Origin of the sequence: Candidatus Nanosynbacter sp. TM7-074, assembly GCF_041006295.1 — a bacterium.
Taxonomy (GTDB): Bacteria; Patescibacteriota; Saccharimonadia; order Saccharimonadales; family Saccharimonadaceae; genus Nanosynbacter.
The window spans coordinates 182229-202434 of record NZ_CP158487.1 but is presented as its reverse complement, the minus strand read 5'-3'; the positions used below and the strand labels follow the sequence as shown (position 1 = coordinate 202434).

The 20206-nt window shown below is 45.5% G+C and carries 19 protein-coding genes; 1 reads left to right on the top strand and 18 read right to left on the bottom strand.

The window, feature by feature from the left end:
• Nucleotides 1–9 precede the first annotated feature (9 nt).
• Genes TM074_RS01075 through TM074_RS01055 form a run of 5 tightly spaced genes read right to left on the bottom strand, consistent with a single transcriptional unit; the run spans nt 10 to nt 4144 of the window.
• Nucleotides 10–1149: a CHAP domain-containing protein gene (locus TM074_RS01075; protein ID WP_369000547.1), complete on the bottom strand. Its 1140-nt coding sequence runs from the start codon at nt 1147–1149 to the stop codon at nt 10–12.
• Between the two features lie 43 nt (nt 1150–1192).
• Nucleotides 1193–2176, bottom strand: coding sequence for a cell division protein FtsX (locus TM074_RS01070; protein ID WP_369000546.1), 984 nt, complete (start codon nt 2174–2176; stop codon nt 1193–1195).
• Complete coding sequence (gene ftsE / locus TM074_RS01065; protein ID WP_369000545.1) at nt 2176–2859, bottom strand: cell division ATP-binding protein FtsE; 684 nt, start codon at nt 2857–2859, stop codon at nt 2176–2178. The genes TM074_RS01070 and ftsE overlap by 1 nt, the downstream gene beginning before the upstream one ends.
• A gap of 20 nt (nt 2860–2879) precedes the next feature.
• On the bottom strand, nt 2880–3971 hold the full coding sequence (gene prfB / locus TM074_RS01060; protein ID WP_369000544.1) for a peptide chain release factor 2: 1092 nt from the start codon (nt 3969–3971) through the stop codon (nt 2880–2882).
• Between the two features lie 26 nt (nt 3972–3997).
• On the bottom strand, nt 3998–4144 hold the full coding sequence (locus TM074_RS01055) for a hypothetical protein (protein ID WP_369000543.1): 147 nt from the start codon (nt 4142–4144) through the stop codon (nt 3998–4000).
• Nucleotides 4145–4619: 475 nt separating this feature from the next.
• On the opposite strand from TM074_RS01055, the gene hpt reads away from it, so the two are divergent.
• Nucleotides 4620–5159 carry a hypoxanthine phosphoribosyltransferase gene (hpt, locus tag TM074_RS01050; RefSeq protein ID WP_369000542.1) on the top strand — a complete coding sequence of 180 codons (540 nt, stop codon included), beginning with the start codon at nt 4620–4622 and terminating at the stop codon, nt 5157–5159.
• Here hpt and murD read toward each other — a convergent pair.
• The 13 genes from murD to TM074_RS00985 all read right to left on the bottom strand — a co-directional run bounded on the left by murD (nt 5156) and on the right by TM074_RS00985 (nt 20194).
• Complete coding sequence (murD, locus tag TM074_RS01045) at nt 5156–6400, bottom strand: UDP-N-acetylmuramoyl-L-alanine--D-glutamate ligase (protein ID WP_369000541.1); 1245 nt, start codon at nt 6398–6400, stop codon at nt 5156–5158. The two genes, hpt and murD, sit on opposite strands and share 4 nt — an antisense overlap.
• A 36-nt stretch (nt 6401–6436) precedes the next feature.
• Nucleotides 6437–7714: a M16 family metallopeptidase gene (locus TM074_RS01040; RefSeq protein ID WP_369000540.1), complete on the bottom strand. Its 1278-nt coding sequence runs from the start codon at nt 7712–7714 to the stop codon at nt 6437–6439.
• Between the two features lie 15 nt (nt 7715–7729).
• Nucleotides 7730–10360, bottom strand: a complete 2631-nt coding sequence (secA, locus tag TM074_RS01035; protein ID WP_369000539.1) for a preprotein translocase subunit SecA — start codon at nt 10358–10360, stop codon at nt 7730–7732.
• 125 nt (nt 10361–10485) lie between these two features.
• Nucleotides 10486–10857 carry a ribosome-associated translation inhibitor RaiA gene (gene raiA / locus TM074_RS01030; RefSeq protein ID WP_369000538.1) on the bottom strand — a complete coding sequence of 124 codons (372 nt, stop codon included), beginning with the start codon at nt 10855–10857 and terminating at the stop codon, nt 10486–10488.
• Nucleotides 10858–10887: 30 nt separating this feature from the next.
• Nucleotides 10888–12129 (bottom strand): serine--tRNA ligase, encoded by a 1242-nt coding sequence (serS, locus tag TM074_RS01025; protein ID WP_369000537.1) that lies wholly within the window; start codon nt 12127–12129, stop codon nt 10888–10890.
• Nucleotides 12130–12154: 25 nt separating this feature from the next.
• The gene (locus tag TM074_RS01020) at nt 12155–12994 is read right to left on the bottom strand and encodes an undecaprenyl-diphosphate phosphatase (RefSeq protein WP_369000536.1); all 840 of its coding nucleotides are present in this window, start codon (nt 12992–12994) and stop codon (nt 12155–12157) included.
• A gap of 68 nt (nt 12995–13062) precedes the next feature.
• Nucleotides 13063–14349 carry a PspC domain-containing protein gene (locus TM074_RS01015; RefSeq protein ID WP_369000535.1) on the bottom strand — a complete coding sequence of 429 codons (1287 nt, stop codon included), beginning with the start codon at nt 14347–14349 and terminating at the stop codon, nt 13063–13065.
• The gene (locus TM074_RS01010) at nt 14349–14693 is read right to left on the bottom strand and encodes a PadR family transcriptional regulator (RefSeq protein ID WP_369000534.1); all 345 of its coding nucleotides are present in this window, start codon (nt 14691–14693) and stop codon (nt 14349–14351) included. The genes TM074_RS01015 and TM074_RS01010 overlap by 1 nt, the downstream gene beginning before the upstream one ends.
• On the bottom strand, nt 14680–15381 hold the full coding sequence (locus TM074_RS01005; RefSeq protein WP_369000533.1) for an ABC transporter ATP-binding protein: 702 nt from the start codon (nt 15379–15381) through the stop codon (nt 14680–14682). The genes TM074_RS01010 and TM074_RS01005 overlap by 14 nt, the downstream gene beginning before the upstream one ends.
• A 10-nt stretch (nt 15382–15391) precedes the next feature.
• The gene (locus TM074_RS01000) at nt 15392–16699 is read right to left on the bottom strand and encodes an ABC transporter permease (protein WP_369000532.1); all 1308 of its coding nucleotides are present in this window, start codon (nt 16697–16699) and stop codon (nt 15392–15394) included.
• Nucleotides 16700–16797: 98 nt separating this feature from the next.
• Nucleotides 16798–17406, bottom strand: a complete 609-nt coding sequence (locus TM074_RS00995) for a hypothetical protein (protein ID WP_369000531.1) — start codon at nt 17404–17406, stop codon at nt 16798–16800.
• Nucleotides 17407–17480: 74 nt separating this feature from the next.
• Nucleotides 17481–18434, bottom strand: coding sequence for a CNNM domain-containing protein (locus TM074_RS00990; RefSeq protein WP_369000530.1), 954 nt, complete (start codon nt 18432–18434; stop codon nt 17481–17483).
• 5 nt (nt 18435–18439) lie between these two features.
• Nucleotides 18440–20194 carry a DUF2207 domain-containing protein gene (locus TM074_RS00985; protein WP_369000529.1) on the bottom strand — a complete coding sequence of 585 codons (1755 nt, stop codon included), beginning with the start codon at nt 20192–20194 and terminating at the stop codon, nt 18440–18442.
• Nucleotides 20195–20206 lie beyond the last annotated feature (12 nt).

Sequence of the window (20206 nt, the reverse complement as noted above, 5' to 3'; positions counted from 1 at the left end):
TATAAGATTTTAGAAGTAGACGTAAGTCAATCCTGAAGCCGAACGCGTGTAATATCGATACAGGCCGTCCCACTTCAAATTATAGTCGCTAACAGTAATCGTGCCGTCACCATTGACAGATTCGACATACATGACATGACCGTATTCCCCCTCCATAAACACCGCTGCCGAACCTGCTTTTGGCGTCGAGCCGTTGGAGATACCATGACGGGCTGCTGTTGATGGCCACTGGTTAGCATCACCTGCACCACCAAAGTGAGGCACATACCGACCAGTGCTGTGAATCTTCCAAGCCACATAACTCACACACTCACGGGTGTACAGACCCCACGGGTCAACGTACGCATCCAATGGGGCGCTCGCCCAAGCACCTGGATAACCGCCACCGCCTGGAATGCCGCCCGGGATTGATACACCACTTCTACCAAGAGCCTTTAGGTTGACCGCCGCCTGCTCTTCACGTAATTTAGCGACTTCAGCGTTGCGCTTTTGTGCTAATGCGGCATAATTATTCTGATCATTCTTAGTATCAGCAATAAGCTTTGCTTTCTCGGATTGCTTAGAAGCCATAGCGTTGCGTTGTAATTCTTGATCGCGTAACGTATTCTCGACAGATTTCTTATTTTCTTCCAACTTTTTCTGCAAAGATTTAATCTCTTTAATTTTATCGTTAAGAGAAGATTTTAATGAACTTCGCTGCTCCTGCTTATCGATATAATCACTAATATTCTTTGAGCTGGCTAACATCTCCAGCGGAGAAATCTGATCATCAACATATAGGTCTGCTAAAATCCGACCCATAGCCTTCCGATTTTGTTTAATAGACGCTTCGTTCTTTTTTATCTGGTCATTTAGATTATTAATCTTTGTCTGGCTATCAGAAATTTGCGCCTGAATAGCCGCAATCTGACCATTAATCTTGTCTAATTCTGACTGCAGACTGTCAGCCATCTGCCCCAGGCGTGAAGCCTCGGAGTTATAACTTTCTGCTTCCTTTTGCTTTGCTTGGATTTCGGCATTATAATCACGCGCCAATACGTGCGATGCCAAGCCAAAAACGCCCGACCCAGCGAGCAATACAGACATCGCCACCAGAGACGCTCTGCTGACTAGTGATACCGAAACTGGTGTGGTGGACCGTAGTTTCATACACCTATATTAGCATAAGCGTAATCCGACTGTCAAGGATATTTTATAGTTTAAGATATTTACGTGTTGCCACCCAAGACGAGGCTACGCCAATTGTTGCTCCGACCAAAATCATACCTAAGAAAACCAACCCACCATAAACTGTTAAATGCCCTAAAAGATTATCAACTGGAATACCGTACTTCGTCATTGGGTCGTGAGCAAAAAACAGTAAACTATAGCCAGCCACTGTGGCGATAATTGCTGCAATGAACCCATACATTATTGCCTCAACAATAAACGGACCCCTAATAAAACTACGTTCAGCACCAATTAACTTCATCATTTCAATCTCATCTTTGCGGTTGAAGATTGCCATGCGGATAGTGTTAAAGACCACCAGTGAAGATATCACCACAAACACGACTGTAGCAATCGAACCGCCGATGCTAGCCAGACGCACCCAATTGCCAACTGTCTTAATTGCCTGCTGACGCTCACCTGAGAATGACGGCTCCCTGCGAGGATCTTTATATTTTTTATACAAATCGTCGGTTTTAACAAAATTATTTAATGACTGTTGATTATTCAACTCTTTAACAGAAACACGAAGCGTCGCCGACATTTCGTTGCTAGATTCGCGAATTGCCTCTAATGTATCTGGGTCATCCTTATTTTGCTCAGCCTGCTTTTCTCTAGCCTCCGCGGCGGATACATATTTTACACCATCTACGTTATCTAATCTTTCAACACGAGATTTTATATCTTTAATCACCTTCTCTGGTGTATCTCCCTTGAGATAAATTGACATATCAGCACGTTTAGAGACATTTGAGACGGTATCAACCAGAATCTGTCGCGCCGACAATGTCATAAATACAATTATTAGCGTCACACTCATCACCGCAGTGGCGGCAATAGTTAGCCAGGCATTACGACTAAAGTTATTAATACCATACCGACACATCCGCACAAAAGTCAACCAGCCCCGTCGGCGTTGACGTATACGAATATTATCCTTACTTTTACTGGATTTAGATGATTTCATTATTGCTTGTAACTCCCCCTCGCCTGATCAGAGGTGATTTTACCATGATCAATTGTAATAACGCGCCGCTTCAATTTGTTAACAATCTCCACGTTGTGAGTCGTCAAAATAACAGTTGTGCCATATTTATTAATTTTTTCCAACAAGCGCACGATATCCCAGCTGTGCTTTGGGTCCAAGTTTCCAGTCGGCTCATCGGCAATTAGAATCTTCGGCTGCCGCACCACCGCCCTGGCAATTGCCACGCGCTGACGCTCTCCGCCAGAAAGCTGATGTGGAAATTGCTTCTCCTTACCCTTAAGGCCAACCAGCTCAATCACCTTCGGCACGGTTGATTTAATCTCTCGATTAGTCATCCCGGCAATCTCCAGCGCAAACGCGATATTCTCAAACACTGTCCGATTCGGAAGCAACTTAAAATCCTGAAACACCACACCAATCTTACGACGCAACAACGGAATGTGCTTATCCTTCAAATTATCATAATCAATTCCACCAACCACAATTTTTCCAGAGCTCGGCTTTTCTTCCCTGGTCAAAAGCTTCAATAGTGTTGATTTACCAGCACCCGACGTACCAACAATAATCACAAATTCGCCAGCACCAACATGAATGCTAGCTCGATTCAGTGCCGGCTTATTACTTTTACCATAATTCTTCGTTACTCTATCTAACAGAATCATCAATAGTATTATACCATAAGCTAAATATTTTTAGAATTAGCGTTCTGCTCTAAATATGCCGTGATAAATTCATCAATATCACCATCCAATACTCCCTGGGCATTGCGGTTTTTATGCTTAGTGCGAGTATCTTTGACTAATGTATACGGATGCAAAACATAATTTCTAATCTGGCTACCCCAGTTGGCTGACTCGCCCGCCCTCAGATCAGACAAAGCCTCAGCGTGCTGCTCTAATTTCATGGCTAGCAATTTGGAATGCAAAATCTTTAATGCCGTCTCTTTATTTTGGATCTGCGAACGCTCATTCTGAATCGCCACGGTAATACCCGTCGGCTGATGTGTTACTCGTACCGCCGAGTCGGTCGTGTTCACCCCTTGACCGCCCTTACCCCCCGAGCGGTAAACATCAATCCTCAAGTCATTCGGATCAATCGCAATTTCATCTGGCGTATCGATCTTCGGCAACACCTCCACCAACGCGAAGCTGGTCTGACGCAAATTATCAGCATTAAACGGACTCAACCGCACCAACCGATGCACACCGTTCTCTGAACGCATTTTTCCGTAAGCAAACGGCCCAGAAATTTCCAGCACCACCGTCTTTATCCCGGCATCATCATTGGTCGAACGCTCCAGCGTGTCAGCTTTCATACCCGACTTTTCTACCCAGCGTAAATACATTCGCTCCAGCATCGCCGCAAAATCCTGAGCATCCAAACCGCCCACTCCAGCGGAAATCCGCACAATTGCCGAGCGATTATCGTATTCCCCAGAAAACAACAAATCCGTTTTATGAATTTCAAACGCCTTTTCAATTGCTTCCACTTGCGCCTGAAACTCTGGCAACAGATCGTCATCGCTCAGCTCCATCAATTCAACCATATCGCCCACCTGCACTGTCAACGTCTGCCACGGCTCAACCGTCTGGCGAAGATTGGCGGCCTGCTTGGTCAGTTCTTGAGCGTGATCAGGATTATTCCAAATCTCTGGCTGGTTAAGCTGCTCATCCAACTCTGCCAACTTCTGCTCCAGCTCAGAAAACTTCAGTGCCTCCTTAGCCTGCTCAATTTCCTTTTCCAGCTCTCCAATTTTCTTTTTTAGCGGTTGCATATATATTATTGTATCACGACGGAAGGTCACCGAATGATACGATAACCCATACGAGATCTCGCCCGATCTCGCTGCGACCACGCATCTACGATAATCGGTCGCACCTGCTCATACCATGACCTAATAGATTCTGTCTTCTCTGGGCTAAGATTTTTCACCGCAGCCTCAATCATACGATCTGTAGCATATTGACTAAGACTTTCAATACCTTCTCCCCTAAGCCTAACTGCACCTTCTTGAATTTTATTAGCAATACCATGTCGACTTATATTGAGTTTAACTTCACGCTCGCCGTAATATTGTAAACACTCTACCCTATCAATCCCACCGTCTTCATCAAAATAAGCAGTTGGCGTCTGACGTTCAATATCCGCCGTTCTATAATCCTCTAAATTTGGTTCGCTTCAGCTTCAGCTTCACCTATCTCTCCTGTCCTTAAGGCAAAACCTACAGCAGCTTCAAATTTTTCTGGCGAAGGAAAGTGCCATTTCAATGTATCACCCTCGACAACGCGAAACCCTAACCTCCCCTTCGATTTCGGTGCGCAATAACACATACCGCCTAAGAATATTCTTAGCTCCTCTCTTCGACTAGAGTCCATGTATGTATATCGAACAACTTTGTTCTCTTCTCTGCTAGAATATGAGAATGGATAACGACATTGAAAAGATTTTATTTACCAGCGAAGACATTAAAGCAGCTGTTCAAAAACTTGGGCGAAAATTAACCGCGGATTACCAGGATAAAAACCCAGTCGTTGTAGGGATTTTACGCGGTGCGGCACCGTTTATGATTGATCTGATACGAGCGATGGATTGCTACATGGAAATTGATTTTATGGCAGTTTCCAGTTACGGCGACGACACGGAATCTTCTGGCACGGTGAAGATTATTAAGGATCTGGACACTGACGTTACTGATCGGCACGTGTTGATAGTTGAGGACATCATTGACAGTGGTCGAACCGCCCAAGCGTTGAGGAAATTGTTCGCTGCCAAGAATGCTACCTCGGTAAAAATATGCTCATTACTAGACAAGCCTGAGAGGCGTGAGGTTGAGGCACAGGCGGACTACGTCGGTATCAATACACCGAATGAATTCGTTGTTGGTTATGGTCTGGATTTTCGCCAGCAATACCGAAACTTACCATACATTGGCGCATTAAAGCCAGAGGTTCACCAAAGTTAAAGCTTTTCTACTGCCGCCACGAACTGCTCGCCGCGGTCATTATAACTCTTAAACATGTCAAAACTGGCGGCGGCTGGGCTGAGAATTACCACGTCGCCAGGCTGGGCTTGATTTTTTGCTGTCTCAACCACCTCTGACATCACTGCCATTTTTAAGCCTACAACTCGGCAAGAAACTTTTTCCTCATTTAAAGCCTTGGCGATTTCACTAGCATTTTCACCGTTAATAATCACTGCTCGCATTTGCTGAACTACAATCTCACTAGCCAATTCTCTATAATCCGCCCCCTTATCAGAACCACCCAAAATCAAAACCTTTGGCTCAGCGAAGGCTCTTAACGCAGCAACGGCACTACCAGGCGTAGTCGAAATGCTGTCGTCATAATATTTCACGCCATTTTTCTCGGCGACAAACTTTAAGCGATGCGGCAAACCTGTAAAATTGCTCAGCCCAGCTTTTATGTCATCATCAGAAATATCAGGGATAATCGCACTTGCTGCCAAAATTGCGGCGCAGGCATTATCGATATTATGCTTTCCTGGCAGGTGAATTGCCGAAATTATATCGCCCGAAAGAGTAAACGGATATTCTTTTTTCTGCGCCAAACTGCCATCAGCAATTGACAAGCTAAACTCATTTTTAGAATTGTAAATTAAATAGTCATCTGAGGTCTGGAATCTGGCGATATTCGACTTCGCAGCCAAATAATCATCAAAATCAGTGTGAACATTCAAATGATCTGGCTCAATCATCAGCACCACAGCTACATGCGGCGACTTTTCCAGATCCCACAGCTGAAAACTCGACAGTTCATAAACGACGATGTCATTTTTCTCAATCTCGGGCAAAATATCCAACGCTGGCACGCCGATATTCCCCACCAGATGTACCGTTTTTCCAGCCGCCCGCAAAATACTAGCAACCAGACTACACGTCGTTCCCTTACCCTTCGTCCCAGTTACACCGATAATCGTGGCTGGACATTCTGTAAAAAACTCATTCGTCGCCGACCAAATTTGACCGCTGGTTTTTATTTTTTCTGGCGAAAGACTGGGAGATCTTATGATCAAATCCGCGTCGCCCAAACCAGCAAATCCCGTTTGAAGAGAAACGCCATCTGGCAAATTATCGACGGACTCTCGCTCGTCAGCCACCAAAAAACTGGCACTCGGAAACTTTTTCTGGAAATAACGCAGATTAGATTGACCTTCAACACCATAGCCAGCGATGACAATTCTCATAGAATAATTATATCACGGTCAATCTATCTAATATCTTTAGAAAAGCCTACTTAGCTTATCATGTAGCTTCGTCAGCAGCTCTTTTTCTTCTGAACTTACCGCTGCCAGTGTCCATGTATTTGACGCAAAGAATTGACGAGCCGTTTCAATCATCTGCTCTGAAGTGACTGCCAAAATCGAAGCTGGCACCCCGTCATAATCTCTAACGAAATCATCAGCAAAATACCGGCCTACGTAAAAATTACTAATCTGACCAACCGTCTGAGCGCCCATCTGATAACGGCCCAGCGAGTATGATTTAACACTTTCTAAATCTTCAGCAGAAATAGAGCCAGATAGCACTTTCTTTAACTCTCTGACGATGATATCAAATAGCTTTTCGGCCGTATCAATATTCACTTGCCCGCCAAAATCCCAGGCCGAATCATAAAAACCGACTGAAGTGTCGCTAAATATACTATAAGCTAAGCCTTTTTTACGCGCCGAACCAAAAATCCTTGAACTCATCGTGCCGGTAAGTATATGATTTAAGGCACTCATAGCGTCAGCCTCTTCATCTGTTAATTCACGCGGCACGACCATTGACCAGCCAAATGTCAGATTTGTTGCTTCTTTGCGTCGAATCAGAACCGGATTTGCCCTACGAGGCTCATCATGCGGAATCGCAAACCTCTCACCAGTCTCCAATTGCCACCCCTCCAAATGCTCCTTAATAGCAGACTTTCGCCCTGTCAATTTTCCAGCCACCACAAACCGCATGTTCTTCAAAGTGTGCGTACGCTTATGGTGATTTTTTATATCTTTAAGCTCAATATTAGCAATCGTCTTTAATCGCTGATTATAGGTCAATATATCCTCACCCAGTGCCTGCTGGATGCGTGGCCACATCACACGGTTATGATTATTAAGATAGCCCGTTAATTCAGAACGAACATTGCCCTTTTCTGCCTCCAGCTCATCAGTATTGAAGCGCGGCGTTGTAATTGCTAACCGCTGGAGTTCCAATATCCTATCCCATTCAAAATCAGCGCAGATTGCCTCGTAAACCATCGAATAGTCTGATGTATAGGCATTATGATAAGCGCCATTTTTAGTGAATTCTTGCTCATAATTATGTTCTGAACGGAATTTTTCATTAGCACCAAACGCCATATGCTCCATGATATGCGCCGTTTCATAGATATTTTTATCTAGGACGTAACGATTGCCCGCCCTAAATTGCACCTGAAAACTCATCACTGTAGCGTCTGGGACATCAATCAGCAGACCACGCGCACCATTTTTCAGCCTAACTTCTTCAACTGTATGTTTCATCGCCTAACTTTCTGACTACTTACGATTCTTTTTGCGGTTTTGGCGCTGCGCTTTTTTCTTCTTGCGGGCTTGATTTTTAGCACGATTAGATTCCGCGCTAGTCTTCCCCTTTTTCACCGAAAAGTCATCATCACGATTTTCTTCACCAGAACCAATTTCGTTCACGCCACGCTCGACAGCATTCTCCGCCAAGCGCGTCAGTTCTGTGTCATACTCATCATCCTGTGATTGATGAACCACAGCATCAGCTTTACGAATATTAAATATCGTCGCCAGAACTTCATTGCGTAAATTAGCCTGCAAGCTCTCAAATAACTTCTGAGATTCTGAGCGATATTCAACCAACGGATCGCGCTGACCAACACTACGCCAGTGAATTCCTTCACGCAAATGTTGCATATTTTCCAAATGTTGCATCCACAATGTATCCAGCACAGCCATATAAACCTCGCGCTCAACACCACGCAAATCATCAGAACTAATCTCAGATTCTTTAGCTGCGTAAGCTTCTTCTGCTAGTTTCAACGCCTTTTCGTAGCGAAGCTTATCTTTCTTTTCCTTACCAATTTTTGAAAGTTTGCCCTCATCAACCGGGAAAGTCGCCACAAATTCTTCAACAAACTTTGGATTATTTTTAATTGGTAATGTCGTCAATTCACTAACTTTCGCTCTCAACAAGCGCTCAATTTCTGGCTTAATGTTGTCACCTTCCAAAATCTTGCGGCGCATGACATACACCACGCGGCGGTGACGGTTGATGACGTTGTCGTACTGAACAACATTTTTGCGCGTATCAAAGTTATAGCCTTCGACACGCTTTTGGGCTGCCTCCAGCGTCTTAGACACGGCGCGATTTTGAATCGGCGTTTCTTCATCGACGCCCAGCCGATCCATCAACGCCGCGATACGCTCGCCCTGGAAAATTCGCATCAAATCATCTTCGGTCGATACATAAAACTGCGTTTCACCTGGGTCGCCCTGACGACCACCACGACCGCGCAGCTGATTGTCAATACGTCGTGATTCGTGCCGCTCTGAACCGATCACCACCAGACCACCTAACTCCTTAACGCCCTTGCCGAGCTTAATGTCGGTACCGCGTCCGGCAATGTTTGTCGCTAGGGTAATCGCGCCCTTTTTACCAGCCTTCTCGATGATAGCCGCCTCGCGCTCATTATTCTTGGCGTTCAAAATCTCAAACTTGATGCCTTCTTTTTCCAGATATTTGGCAATCTGTTCGTTCTTAGCGATTGAACCAGAACCAACCAGCACTGGCCGGCCTTGCTTGTGATAATCCTTGATAGCTTCAGCCACTGCCTTCAGTTTGCCTTTTTCGGTCTTGAAGATCAGGTCTTCTTTGTCTTCGCGAATCACTGGTTTGTTCGGTGGAATCTGGATGACGTCCAGTGAATAAATTTGTTGGAACTCTTCGGCCTCGGTGAACGCCGTACCAGTCATACCGGAAAGTTTATTGTACAAACGGAAATAATTCTGGAACGAAATAGTCGCCAGCGTCATGCTTTCTTCCAGCACTGGCACGCCTTCTTTGGCCTCAATTGCCTGATGCAAACCTTCGTTGTAACGGCGTCCTTGCATCAAACGACCGGTGTGTTCATCGACGATGATCACTTCGCCATCATTAGTCACCACATAGTCTTTGTCGCGCTTGAACAAGGTTTGTGCTCGCAGCGCCTGGTCCATATGGTAAACGCTGCGCACGTGGTCTGGCGTGTAAAAATTTTTTATACCCAGCAGTTTTTGGACTTTCTCCACGCCCTCGTCGGTCAAGGCCACACTGCGGCGCTTTTCGTCCAGAACATAGTCATCTGGCACTAATTTACTGGCAACTTTGGCGAAAGTATAGTAATTATCTGGGTTTTCCGCTGCTGGCGCCGAGATAATCAGTGGCGTCCTCGCTTCGTCGATCAAAATTGAGTCCACCTCGTCAACAATGGCAAAGTTCAGCTCGCGCTGCCTGAGCAGATCCATGTCGTTAACCATGTTGTCGCGCAGATAGTCAAAGCCAAACTCGTTATTTGTGCCGTAGGTAATATCCGCCGCATAGGCTTCTTTACGCGTAACCGGGCGGAGCTTGCGCATGCGCGGATCGTCGTGGTGCTCATTATCGTACTCTTTGTCATAGACAAATGATGCTTCGTTAATGATCACACCAGTCGTCAAGCCCAAAAAATCATACACCTGGCCCATCCAGCCCGCGTCACGCTGTGCCAGATAGTCGTTGACAGTCACCACGTGAACACCCTTGCCTTCCAGCGCGTTGAGATATGTCGGCAGTGTCGCCACCAGAGTCTTACCCTCACCAGTCTTCATCTCGGCCACATTACCCTCATGCAGCACCATACCACCGATTAACTGCACGTCATACGGACGCTCGCCGATGACACGCTTGGCTGCCTCACGCGCCACCGCAAAGGCATCCGGCAAAATCGTATCCAAGGTTACGTTTTTCTTATCCAAACGCTTTTTCAGAGCCTCCGTCTGCTCTCGAAGCTCTTTGTCTGACATTTTTTCATATTTGTCATTTAGACCATTGATAACGTCAACTTGTTTTCGCAGTCGTTTCAGAATCTTCTTCTGCGGATCGCCAAAAATCTTACTCAGCGCCTTTTGTTGTGTAATTGCCATAAAACTTAAAACTCCCTCACTTTCAGGCATTTTCAAAAAACTTCTTTTATTATAACGTTTTTAGGTCAATTTGAAAAGAAAAAGCGCCCAGAATATGAGCGCTTCATGCCAACTTCAGCTAATAATTATCTTCTACCCAAGCCTCTCTTCAACTTAGCCAAAATTCCGCGGCTACTACCAACGTGCGCCAACACTTCATCCTTATACTTTCTCACCTGACCGTTCAACTTTGCCTCAACGATGTCCACTGCCGCCAAAACGTTCATGGTTGAATCTTTAGCGGTAATTTTCTTATCTGGCACGTTGATAATAACTTCAACTTCGTATTTATTACCACCAGGATTATCGATTTGCTTAATCTTTACATCAGCGGTCGCGCTCTTACGGGCATGCCGTGGTAAATATTTGCCCAAACCACCAATTTTTCGCTCAACATATTTCTTAGTCGTATCGTTTAACTCGTACTTAACGCCAGTAATAGTAATATTTTTAATCATTTTTCCTCCTACTAACTAATATGTCTTTCATTATATCACGTCACGTCCATTCATATACGGTCGCAATACCTCTGGCACCGTTAAGCTGCCATCTTCGTTCTGGAAATTCTCCAAAATCACCACCAATGACCGCGCCAGCGAAACCGCCGTACCGTTCAGAGTATGAACCGACTCGATACTACCATCCGCGCGCCGCACGCGAATATTCAAGCCACGCGCTTGATAGTCCGTACAATTCGAACAGCTGGTCAACTCACGGAAAGTGCCGTCAACTGGCGACCAATATTCGATGTCGTATTTTTTAGCGGCTGGTGCGCCCAAATCTCCTGCGGCAATATTCACCACATGGTACGAAATGCCGATTTGCTGCCACAACGCTTCCTCGACGCTGAGGATTTTTTCATGGATCTCCTTGGACTGTTCTGGCAAACAAAACGCGTACATTTCCAATTTGTTAAATTGGTGCACTCGGAACAACCCACGCGTATGCTTGCCGTATGTTCCCGCCTCTTTACGGTAGCATGGGCTATACCCTGCATATAGTAGCGGTAAATCTTTATCGTCCAAAATTTCATCAGCGTGATAGCCCGTCAGAGGCATTTCTGCCGTCCCGATTAAGGTCAAATCTTCGCCCTCAACCACGTATTCATTACTACCCTCGCCTTTTGGAGTAAAGCCTGCACCTTCGGCGGTACGTAAATTGACCATATGAGGCACGGTCATGAAAGTAAATCCTTGTTTCGTCACATAGTCCAGCGCGAACTGCGTCACAGCATTTTCCAGTAGCGCCAAGTCGCCCTTAAGGTAATAAAACTTCGCACCAGCCACTTTTGCACCACGCTCAAAATCCACCCAGCCACGCTTAACAGCATAATCCAGATGATCCACGGCACCAGTTTTCTGCTCGCCCCAACGCTTAACCTCGACGCTATCCTCCTCGCCACCGAGCGGCACGTCATCAAAAGTTACATTTGGCACATTTTTCAGAATTGCGGCTATTTTTTCTTCAGTGGCTTTCAAGTAGCCTTCACGCTCTGCTAGCTCAATTTTCAGCTGTTTCCCCCGATCAATCAATTCCTGATCTGGACGACCACCCTTCATCTGTGTCGAAATCACATTACGTCGCTCACGCAAAGCGTCAACTTGTTTTTGCAGATCGCGACGCTCATCATCCAGCTGCAATAATGCCGCAATATCGACCTTATAACCCTTATCATTCGCCGACCTTTGCACAAGATCGACATTATCTCGAATAAACTTGATGTCTAACATGCCTTCATTATATAACAATTTTTGCCTAAACGTGAGAGATAAGCCCGACACCAAGCAGTATCAATAGAAATAGCCCCATCGTAAATCGATAAATTATAAATGGACGGAAATTATTACTCTGGATAAACTTCAGCAGCCATGATACCGCCACATAACCCACGCCAAACGAAACTACGGTAGCAATAATGGTCGATGTCCAACCAACGCCGCCGGAAATGTGTTTATATTTGGTAACAACCTCCAGTAGTCCCGCCGCCATTAAAGCTGGAATGCCCAAGAAGAAGCTCAACTTCGTAACCGAAACACGGTCAAAGCCGCGGAACAGACCAATGGAGATTGTTGCACCAGAACGGCTGATTCCTGGAATTAACGACAGACACTGCCCTACGCCGATGATCAGCGTATCTTTCCAGCTGGTCTCTGCTTCATTGCGCTTATTTTTTATCGCCCGATTATCCGCCAGCCACATCACCAAGCTCCAGCCGACCAGCCCAATCGCCACAAACCACAAACTCCTTAGCACCGTTTCAACTTCGTGCTTGAACAGAAGGCCAACGACGGCAATAGGAATTGAGCCAATGATGATCGCCCAGCCATATTTATAATCAAACTTCCGGCGCGCTCGCTTCCACCACAGGCCGCACCACCAAGCTTGCAGAATGCGCCAAATATCGCTCCAGAAATAAATTACTGCCGCCAAAATTGCCCCAATTTGGATCACCGCCGTAAACGCCACCACGCTAGGATCGTCGATTTTCATCCCCATCAGTTTCTCAGCAATCGTCAAATGTCCGGTTGAAGAAATCGGCAAGAATTCCGTAATTCCTTCAATTACACCAAGAATAATTGCTTGCCACCAAGCCACGCTTAAAAATTACCTTTCATCTTTCAAGTGTAGCATTAGCGGTAAAATCATTCAAATTAATTCTTATCTTAGGCGTCAGAGTGATCTACACTATCAGTGCCATAATACGCTGGACCATCCACATTTACGCCAGCAGGCGCATAAATCTTAAGCCCAATTGGCGTATAGAACATTTGGCAACCGCTGAAAAATATCGTTCGCGGACATTTTTCAGCAATAGACACCATCAATCGATCGCCCTCGCGTCGTACATTGACGTCCGGCTTCTTCATGTTCGGTAATTCTATGTACTCAGCCTCGATTTTCAGCTTATCAGAGTTGGTTCGTTTTACACTTCCCATTGCGCCGTTGATGGAAATTGTTTTTACATTATCTGCGTCTGGAATTTCGACATTCATTCTCTTTGTCAGGTACTGCGACTCATATATAAATTCTGAGCTAGCTTTCATGCCAAATACAATTGAGCTGGCCATACCCATAGATATAACGACCGTAGCAATAATCATCGAGAATGCAGACACACGACTCATCGTCCAAGTAAAAACGCTACGCGACAACATCATACCCAAAACCGCCGCCGAAATGCCGCAAATCACTAGTGAAATCCATAGACCCCAAGCCCATATTTGTGCATTTAATCCACTCAGCAGATCAATCACCGACAAACCAACCGCACCACCTACAATCAGCCCAATCACTACCCCAAGAGTCATCAGAAAAATTATAATTCCAGCAGAATAGCGAAGAATTTTAGAGGCCAAATCCCTACTCTCATTAGCTATTACTGAGCCACCCTCAACGGCTGCTTTTTTAAGGGCCGCCAGAGTTACTGGCTTGCCGCGCATTCTTAATTTATCTGACGCCGTACTCGCCGGAGGCATCGATAGCCACATCACCACGTAAATTAATACAGCCGTACCAAAAGTTGCGAACGACGAGACAATTGCAATTAGCCGTACCCATAGCGGATTGATGTTAAAATATGCCGCCACGCCCGCACAAACACCACCAATAATAGCATTATCAGTATCACGCATTAGTTGCCTTTCTGGCTTTGACTCTGAACCATCACCATCCAGATCATCATCTACTGGGCCATCGCCATCAGCAAAATCACGCGACTCACCCATTTGCTTTTGAATCGCTAAAACATCGTCAACGCTAATGACTCCTTCCTTCATTACGCCGCGCTCTGCCAAAATCTCAACCATCCGTGCCTCGATTTCGCGCATAGCTTCCGGCTCAGCGTGCATGTTTTTTTGAATTGAATTAAGATATTTTTCTAGCGAACTTTTAGCTTCAATTTCTATACTAAAAGCCGTTTTTGCTAGATGAATTCTAGTTATCTCTTTCATTAATTCACACCTTTCTCAAGATCCTTAAGCGAACTATTCAACATTTTTATGCGATGCTTCAACTCATCAACTAGCTGAAACCCGCTATCTGTTAGTGAGTAATATTTTCTGGGCGGCCCCTGCTCACTTTCCCGCCATTCATGCAGTAAATACCCATACTTCTGCAGTCTGTTTAGTAGCGGATAAATTGTGCCCTCAACAACCATTAACTCTGAATCACTTAATCGCCTAACAATGTCACCGGCATACTGCTCCTGCTTAGCACAGGAAAGCAGCACACAGTACACCAAAAAACCTTTACGCAGCTGAATGGTTAGGCTTTCAGCATAATCACTGGGATTCATACCTTTCCTCTTGTGGAATATTAGTACCTTCAATTTGCCCGTCTTTTATACGGATTTGGTAATCGCATTTTTTAGCCAAATCATCATCATGAGTCACCACTATCAACGTCGCGCCTTTTTGTTTGTTATAGTTAAACAGTAGCTCTTCTATCTTAGCGCCAGTTTCGCTGTCTAGATTACCCGTTGGCTCATCAGCGAAGATAATCTGCGGATCACCAACAATCGCCCTGGCAATCGCCAAACGTTGCTTTTGACCACCAGATAAATCTTTTGCGCGGCTTTTACGCTTCTCATACAAATCCACCGCCATCAGAGCCTCGTTGATTTTCGCTTCACGCATTTTTTGCGGCATCTGTGCGATTTCTAGCGGCAAACTAACATTGTCCTCAACACTTTCGTTACCTTGAACGAAAAAGCTCTGGAAAATAAAACCTATTTTTTTAGCCCGGAATTCATCAACTTGCTTCTGCTTCAGTTGCAAAATATCTTGACCATCAATAATCACTCGACCCTGCTGCGGACGGTCAAGTCCAGAAATCGCGTGCATCAATGTCGACTTTCCTGAGCCAGATTTACCAAGAATCGCCACACTAACGCCCGTTGGAATTTTCAAACTGACATCATTTAACGCTACAAATTGATTTTTCTTTTTGCCGTAAATTTTCGTTACGTTCTTAAGTTCAATCATGATATTTCTCCTATTCTGTCCTTAACGCCTCAATTGGGTCTAACTTTGTTGCTTTACGGCTTGGCAACCAACCAGCCAGCACCGCCATCACCATTAGACTGACTATCAATAAAATAATTTGTATTGGATTAATAACCAGAAGATTAGTACCCGCCCCCAGTTTTAGCGCACTAGCAATTACCGGATTAAACAGTGTTATCAAGCTCGCAAAACCAACACCGATTAGTCCGCCCAATAAACCAACCCAAGCTGCTTCATATCTAAATAACCTACCGATATCGCGGCCACTCGTGCCCAACGCCTTCATCAAACCAATTTGACTAGTTCGCTCCAGAACTGAAATATACATAGTATTAATGATTCCAAACACGCTTGCTAATAATGCCAGTCCACCAAAACCTATCAAAGCCATCTGAGCTACATTAACCATTGTCAGAAGCGCCTTGCGAGCATCTTGAATTGACGACGCAGTATAGCTTTTACTGATTTCATCCTTTACAGCGTCAACATTCTTTACGTCATCAACAGACACAATCACCAATGAGTATTCGTTAGATAACCCCTTATAATGACTATATTCGTAAATATCCTTAGCGTCGTCTGATGAGATTCTCACGGCAGGCTGATAGAAGATTGTTGTATCCGACTGTTTATCAACAGCTACAATTTTTAGAGAGATCTCTTTAGAAGCACTAGCACTCCATGACGATCCGCCACGGATACCTAGTGTAATAGTTTTACCGATAGCCGACTTAGCGCTAGCGAAGCCCATTTTTCCTACATAAGACTCTGGAATAATAGCTTCACCCGACTTCAATATAAAATCGTCCAAACTACCAGCCGCCAATTCCGCCCGAGTCCGGTCCGCCTTAACTGCTATGTCTGGAGTAAATTTCTTACCATTCCCCGAACTTTTAACATACACGATTCCAGATGTAGAGTAGGATGGTGTCACTTTTTCTACGTGCGGAATACTTCGTAATTTTGTGAGGTCTTCATCGCCCATTGAATACTTGCTACGCAATGAAGAACGATCCTTTACCTCGCTACTTTTATTTTTATCTTTTGAGTCGCTATATTCTGGTAAAGCCTCCTCCTCTGCTGATGATGAAACAGCTTTTTTATATACTGTAATCACCTTCTTATCGCCAGCAGAATCAACTATGTTATTGGTATATAGCCGACCACCCTCACCCGCCATCATCGCTAGCCCAATCGTAAATGCCCCGACTGAAATCGCCAGTGCCGTTAAAATCGTCCGACCTTTCGACTGGCGAAGGTTGCGCCCGGCTCGCTTAATAATATCTATTCTTCTCATACTACGCTCCTTATAGTTTTGCTATACATAGTACTATGTTATACAAGGTACTGTAAATAGTCAAGTACTTTAACTAATTTTAATTGACACATCGCAAACTAGTCCTGCTGCGAATCCCTCGTTCTTAACCTTAGCTGACTAGTACCATCCTCTTTTTCAGAAACCTCCGAAATCGCAGTACGGTCGCGACCACTAACCGCTTCGTCCACCACCCTTGCCATGTGTATTGCAGCATCATAAAGATCTGGATCACCCCAAACCCCAATTTTCCCATCATCTATATTGTCAATTACCGCAGAAACTATAACCCGATGTTGTATATAGTCAATCTCACCCCAAGCGGTTTCCTGGTCGGTAAAGTCAACTTCCGAATCATTGCCAATCAAGTCAAATTGATCATCACAATATCGGCAATCCGCAATAATATATTCGCGCAATTCCCCTTTACTGTCCTGAGCCCACACCTTCATCAATACAACCATCTCATCCAACGAATCGTCCGACTTGACCAATCTTAGATCCTGCCTACCATCGACAACCAACCTACCCAAACCACTAGCTTGATTTTTATCAATATAAAATATCTCATTCATGTCTGTAAAAGAATCGACAGCCGGCACGTAAAGTGCGTCGGGAAACATCGTTTCAATAGTCTTATTTTGTAGGTGATCAGGAACACCCTCGCCTTCATAGCCTATCCTAGACATATATAATCTCCCTACCCACCACCTTTATTATTAAAATTATCTTTTAGTATACCACGAAACAGAATCCGAACGTCCTACTCCTCGTCATATTCATCCTCAATCTCCTGATCCAAAATCTCTTCAATCACATCCTCCAGCGTGATGATGCCCAGCTCCTTATCATCATCCATCACCACAAACAAATGATTGCGGGTTTGGATAAATCGGCTCAGCACCGTGTCCAGCCGCGACCGCGCGTCAATGTCATGAATCTTGTCACGGTACAATTGGCTAATCGGCAGCGGCAGCTCGCGCCCCACCACATCCTTCACATACAAAATTCCCGCCAACCGGCCGTCATTACAGACGGGGATCCGCGAATGTCCAGCGTGCTTGATCTGCGCCAGCAGCGTCGCATCCAGCTCATCATCCAACTCCACCGTAAATACCTCACTCATCGGCGTTACCAAATCGCCAGCTGTCTTTTTACTAAATTGCAGCGCACCCGTCGCGATCCGGCTTTCGTCATAATCAACCGGGCTATCCGACCGCTCAGCATGTTCGTGAATAATCTGTTCCAGTTCTTGGTGTGAGTATAGCTGTGGCGCTTCCTTACCAACCCAACGGTTCAGTAGCTTTGACATTGGATGAGCCAGTGGCCAAAATAATACATAAATCACATCCAGCAGCCAGAAGAAATAACGCGTGATCTGATAGCCGCGCTGCGTAAAAATCGCCTGCGGCAAAATCTCGCCAAACATCGTGATCAGCAGCGTGGCAATCAACCCACCAATCACGCCGTTCGTCATATTACCTAGCAAAATTGACATCGCCGTATTGACGCCGACATTGCCCAATAAAATACAAAAGATCAGATAATAACCATCCTTGCGGTAGCGATACACCCGCGCAGCGATCACATCGCCCTGTCTGGCTTTGCGCCTCAAATCATCCGGCCGCGCCATCATCAGCCCAATGTTCAAGCCCGAGTACGAGCCCGATAATACCAGCAGAACCGCCGCCAATGCTAACAATAGAACGTCAGGCATAGTGATTACCAGCCGCCACCTCCGCCGCCACCTCCGCCGCCACCAGCGAAGCCGCCGCCAGTTGAGCCACCAGAGGTCGATGAGTAATCACTGGCGCTACTGGCCACGCTCGACAGGCTATTCATCCCAGCCGCAAATGCCGCCGCATTGAACGCGCCCTGACCACTGTACCAATCTGGCTGCTCACCAACCTGCTCATAGTACCGACCCAGCTGCTTACTCCACTCTTTTTCCTGTCCAAACAGCACCGCATACGGCAATACCCGCTCGTACAATTTCACCAATTGCTTCTCATCAGTCGCATCAACCTTCACTTTTTCTGCACCCTCAGGACTCTGAAGCATCTGTAAACGCTCCATCTCAGCTACGCCAATATACAACTTCAGCCCCGCCAAATATCGCCGGAGTGCCAAACCCTCGTCAGTCAGCGACCAGCCAAATGACAAGGCAAATACTATCCCCGCCACGATCAGTAACATCGGCGACAGCAACAATACACTGATAACAAAAACCCACAAAGCCCACTTCTGCACGATCCGCTTATTCGCCAGTTTTTGCTCACACAAGGCATAGTTACCACGGGCCAAATTCTTCAAATTTGTATCATCATCTCGTGTCCGCGCCGCATATGACAAATTATTTTGCAGCTTTTTCAGATTTAGCCGCTGGCCTGGCTTTGGCATTGACGAGCCAAACATATCCCGAACAACTTCGGATTCCTCAGGTCTCAATTCTTTCAAATCTTTAACAATTTCAATTTCGTACTGTGCCGACCGCAAAAACGACGCCTTTTTCACTTCATACAGCTTGATGTAGTGCCGCACTGCCAAATCCAACAACTGCGCCACCTTGGCTGACCCTTTGACCGCCAGAGCCTCGTAATTTTTCAAAATATACGCTGAGATCAGCACACTCGCTTGTTTCGGCGGCAAATACTCTGGCGTGATCGGCTTCAGCTCATTATGTCTGCCAAATAAGCGCTTGTAACGCCAGACCAACAACAGCATCAATATAACCGCCAAACTACTTGCTATCGTCTGCACCGTTGCCCAAATTTTTATCAACTTTTCACCCAACGTCTCTTGATACCCAGTAAACGTACCGCTATTAAAGCCGACTGCCATCGTTATGCCTTCACGGCGATTCAGGCGGCTCACATTTGTAACAATTTCACCCTTATCACCGCTGATATTACACCGCTTAGTTGAACCATGCGCACCAACATAACAAAACGCCTCACTCGCCCGTGCTGCTTGAAGCGACTCATCAAGTTTCACGGACACGCGTACATTTTCCATCGGCACGCGCCACTCATTGCCGATGACGTCCCAGTAGAACTCATCACGCCCCGTATTGTCATAATGCCTGGTCACATCACGCTGGGTGAACTTGATGACGTAGGTTTTTTCACCCTGAACGTAAACGTCTTTCTTGCCAATTCGTAACTCATCGCCATTCCACGTATGCTCCAGCGACACACCCTGTCCATCAGTCACCGATTGCAACGAAAAATTCGTCGGATGATTATCATATTTCTTCACAAATATCGGTACAATTCCACGGTTTTGGTTAGGCGGAAACTGAGCAGTAATTCGCCACGTTGCCGCCAAGGTCGAACGATTTTCGCTGTCACGACCTAGCGAGTACTCTGCGTCAAATTTAGTGATGGTAAAATTGTCTGTCTGCGACGCAAATACCGCTTGGCCAGATCCAACTAACAAAGATCCAACGATTAGTATCCCCAATATAAATCGCTTCATACTCTAATTATA

Coding starts and splice junctions, on each gene's coding strand:
- TM074_RS01000 (WP_369000532.1), bottom strand. CDS start 16,699: ATGAGAAGAATAGATATTATTAAGCGAGCCGGGCGCAACCTTCGCCAG.
- TM074_RS00985 (WP_369000529.1), bottom strand. CDS start 20,194: ATGAAGCGATTTATATTGGGGATACTAATCGTTGGATCTTTGTTAGTT.
- TM074_RS01070 (WP_369000546.1), bottom strand. CDS start 2,176: ATGAAATCATCTAAATCCAGTAAAAGTAAGGATAATATTCGTATACGT.
- murD (WP_369000541.1), bottom strand. CDS start 6,400: ATGAGAATTGTCATCGCTGGCTATGGTGTTGAAGGTCAATCTAATCTG.
- raiA (WP_369000538.1), bottom strand. CDS start 10,857: ATGATTAAAAATATTACTATTACTGGCGTTAAGTACGAGTTAAACGAT.
- TM074_RS01005 (WP_369000533.1), bottom strand. CDS start 15,381: ATGATTGAACTTAAGAACGTAACGAAAATTTACGGCAAAAAGAAAAAT.
- serS (WP_369000537.1), bottom strand. CDS start 12,129: ATGTTAGACATCAAGTTTATTCGAGATAATGTCGATCTTGTGCAAAGG.
- TM074_RS00995 (WP_369000531.1), bottom strand. CDS start 17,406: ATGTCTAGGATAGGCTATGAAGGCGAGGGTGTTCCTGATCACCTACAA.
- TM074_RS00990 (WP_369000530.1), bottom strand. CDS start 18,434: ATGCCTGACGTTCTATTGTTAGCATTGGCGGCGGTTCTGCTGGTATTA.
- TM074_RS01015 (WP_369000535.1), bottom strand. CDS start 14,349: ATGAAAGAGATAACTAGAATTCATCTAGCAAAAACGGCTTTTAGTATA.
- TM074_RS01040 (WP_369000540.1), bottom strand. CDS start 7,714: ATGAAACATACAGTTGAAGAAGTTAGGCTGAAAAATGGTGCGCGTGGT.
- ftsE (WP_369000545.1), bottom strand. CDS start 2,859: ATGATTCTGTTAGATAGAGTAACGAAGAATTATGGTAAAAGTAATAAG.
- secA (WP_369000539.1), bottom strand. CDS start 10,360: ATGGCAATTACACAACAAAAGGCGCTGAGTAAGATTTTTGGCGATCCG.
- hpt (WP_369000542.1), top strand. CDS start 4,620: ATGGATAACGACATTGAAAAGATTTTATTTACCAGCGAAGACATTAAA.
- TM074_RS01075 (WP_369000547.1), bottom strand. CDS start 1,149: ATGAAACTACGGTCCACCACACCAGTTTCGGTATCACTAGTCAGCAGA.
- TM074_RS01055 (WP_369000543.1), bottom strand. CDS start 4,144: ATGATTGAGGCTGCGGTGAAAAATCTTAGCCCAGAGAAGACAGAATCT.
- TM074_RS01010 (WP_369000534.1), bottom strand. CDS start 14,693: ATGAATCCCAGTGATTATGCTGAAAGCCTAACCATTCAGCTGCGTAAA.
- prfB (WP_369000544.1), bottom strand. CDS start 3,971: ATGCAACCGCTAAAAAAGAAAATTGGAGAGCTGGAAAAGGAAATTGAG.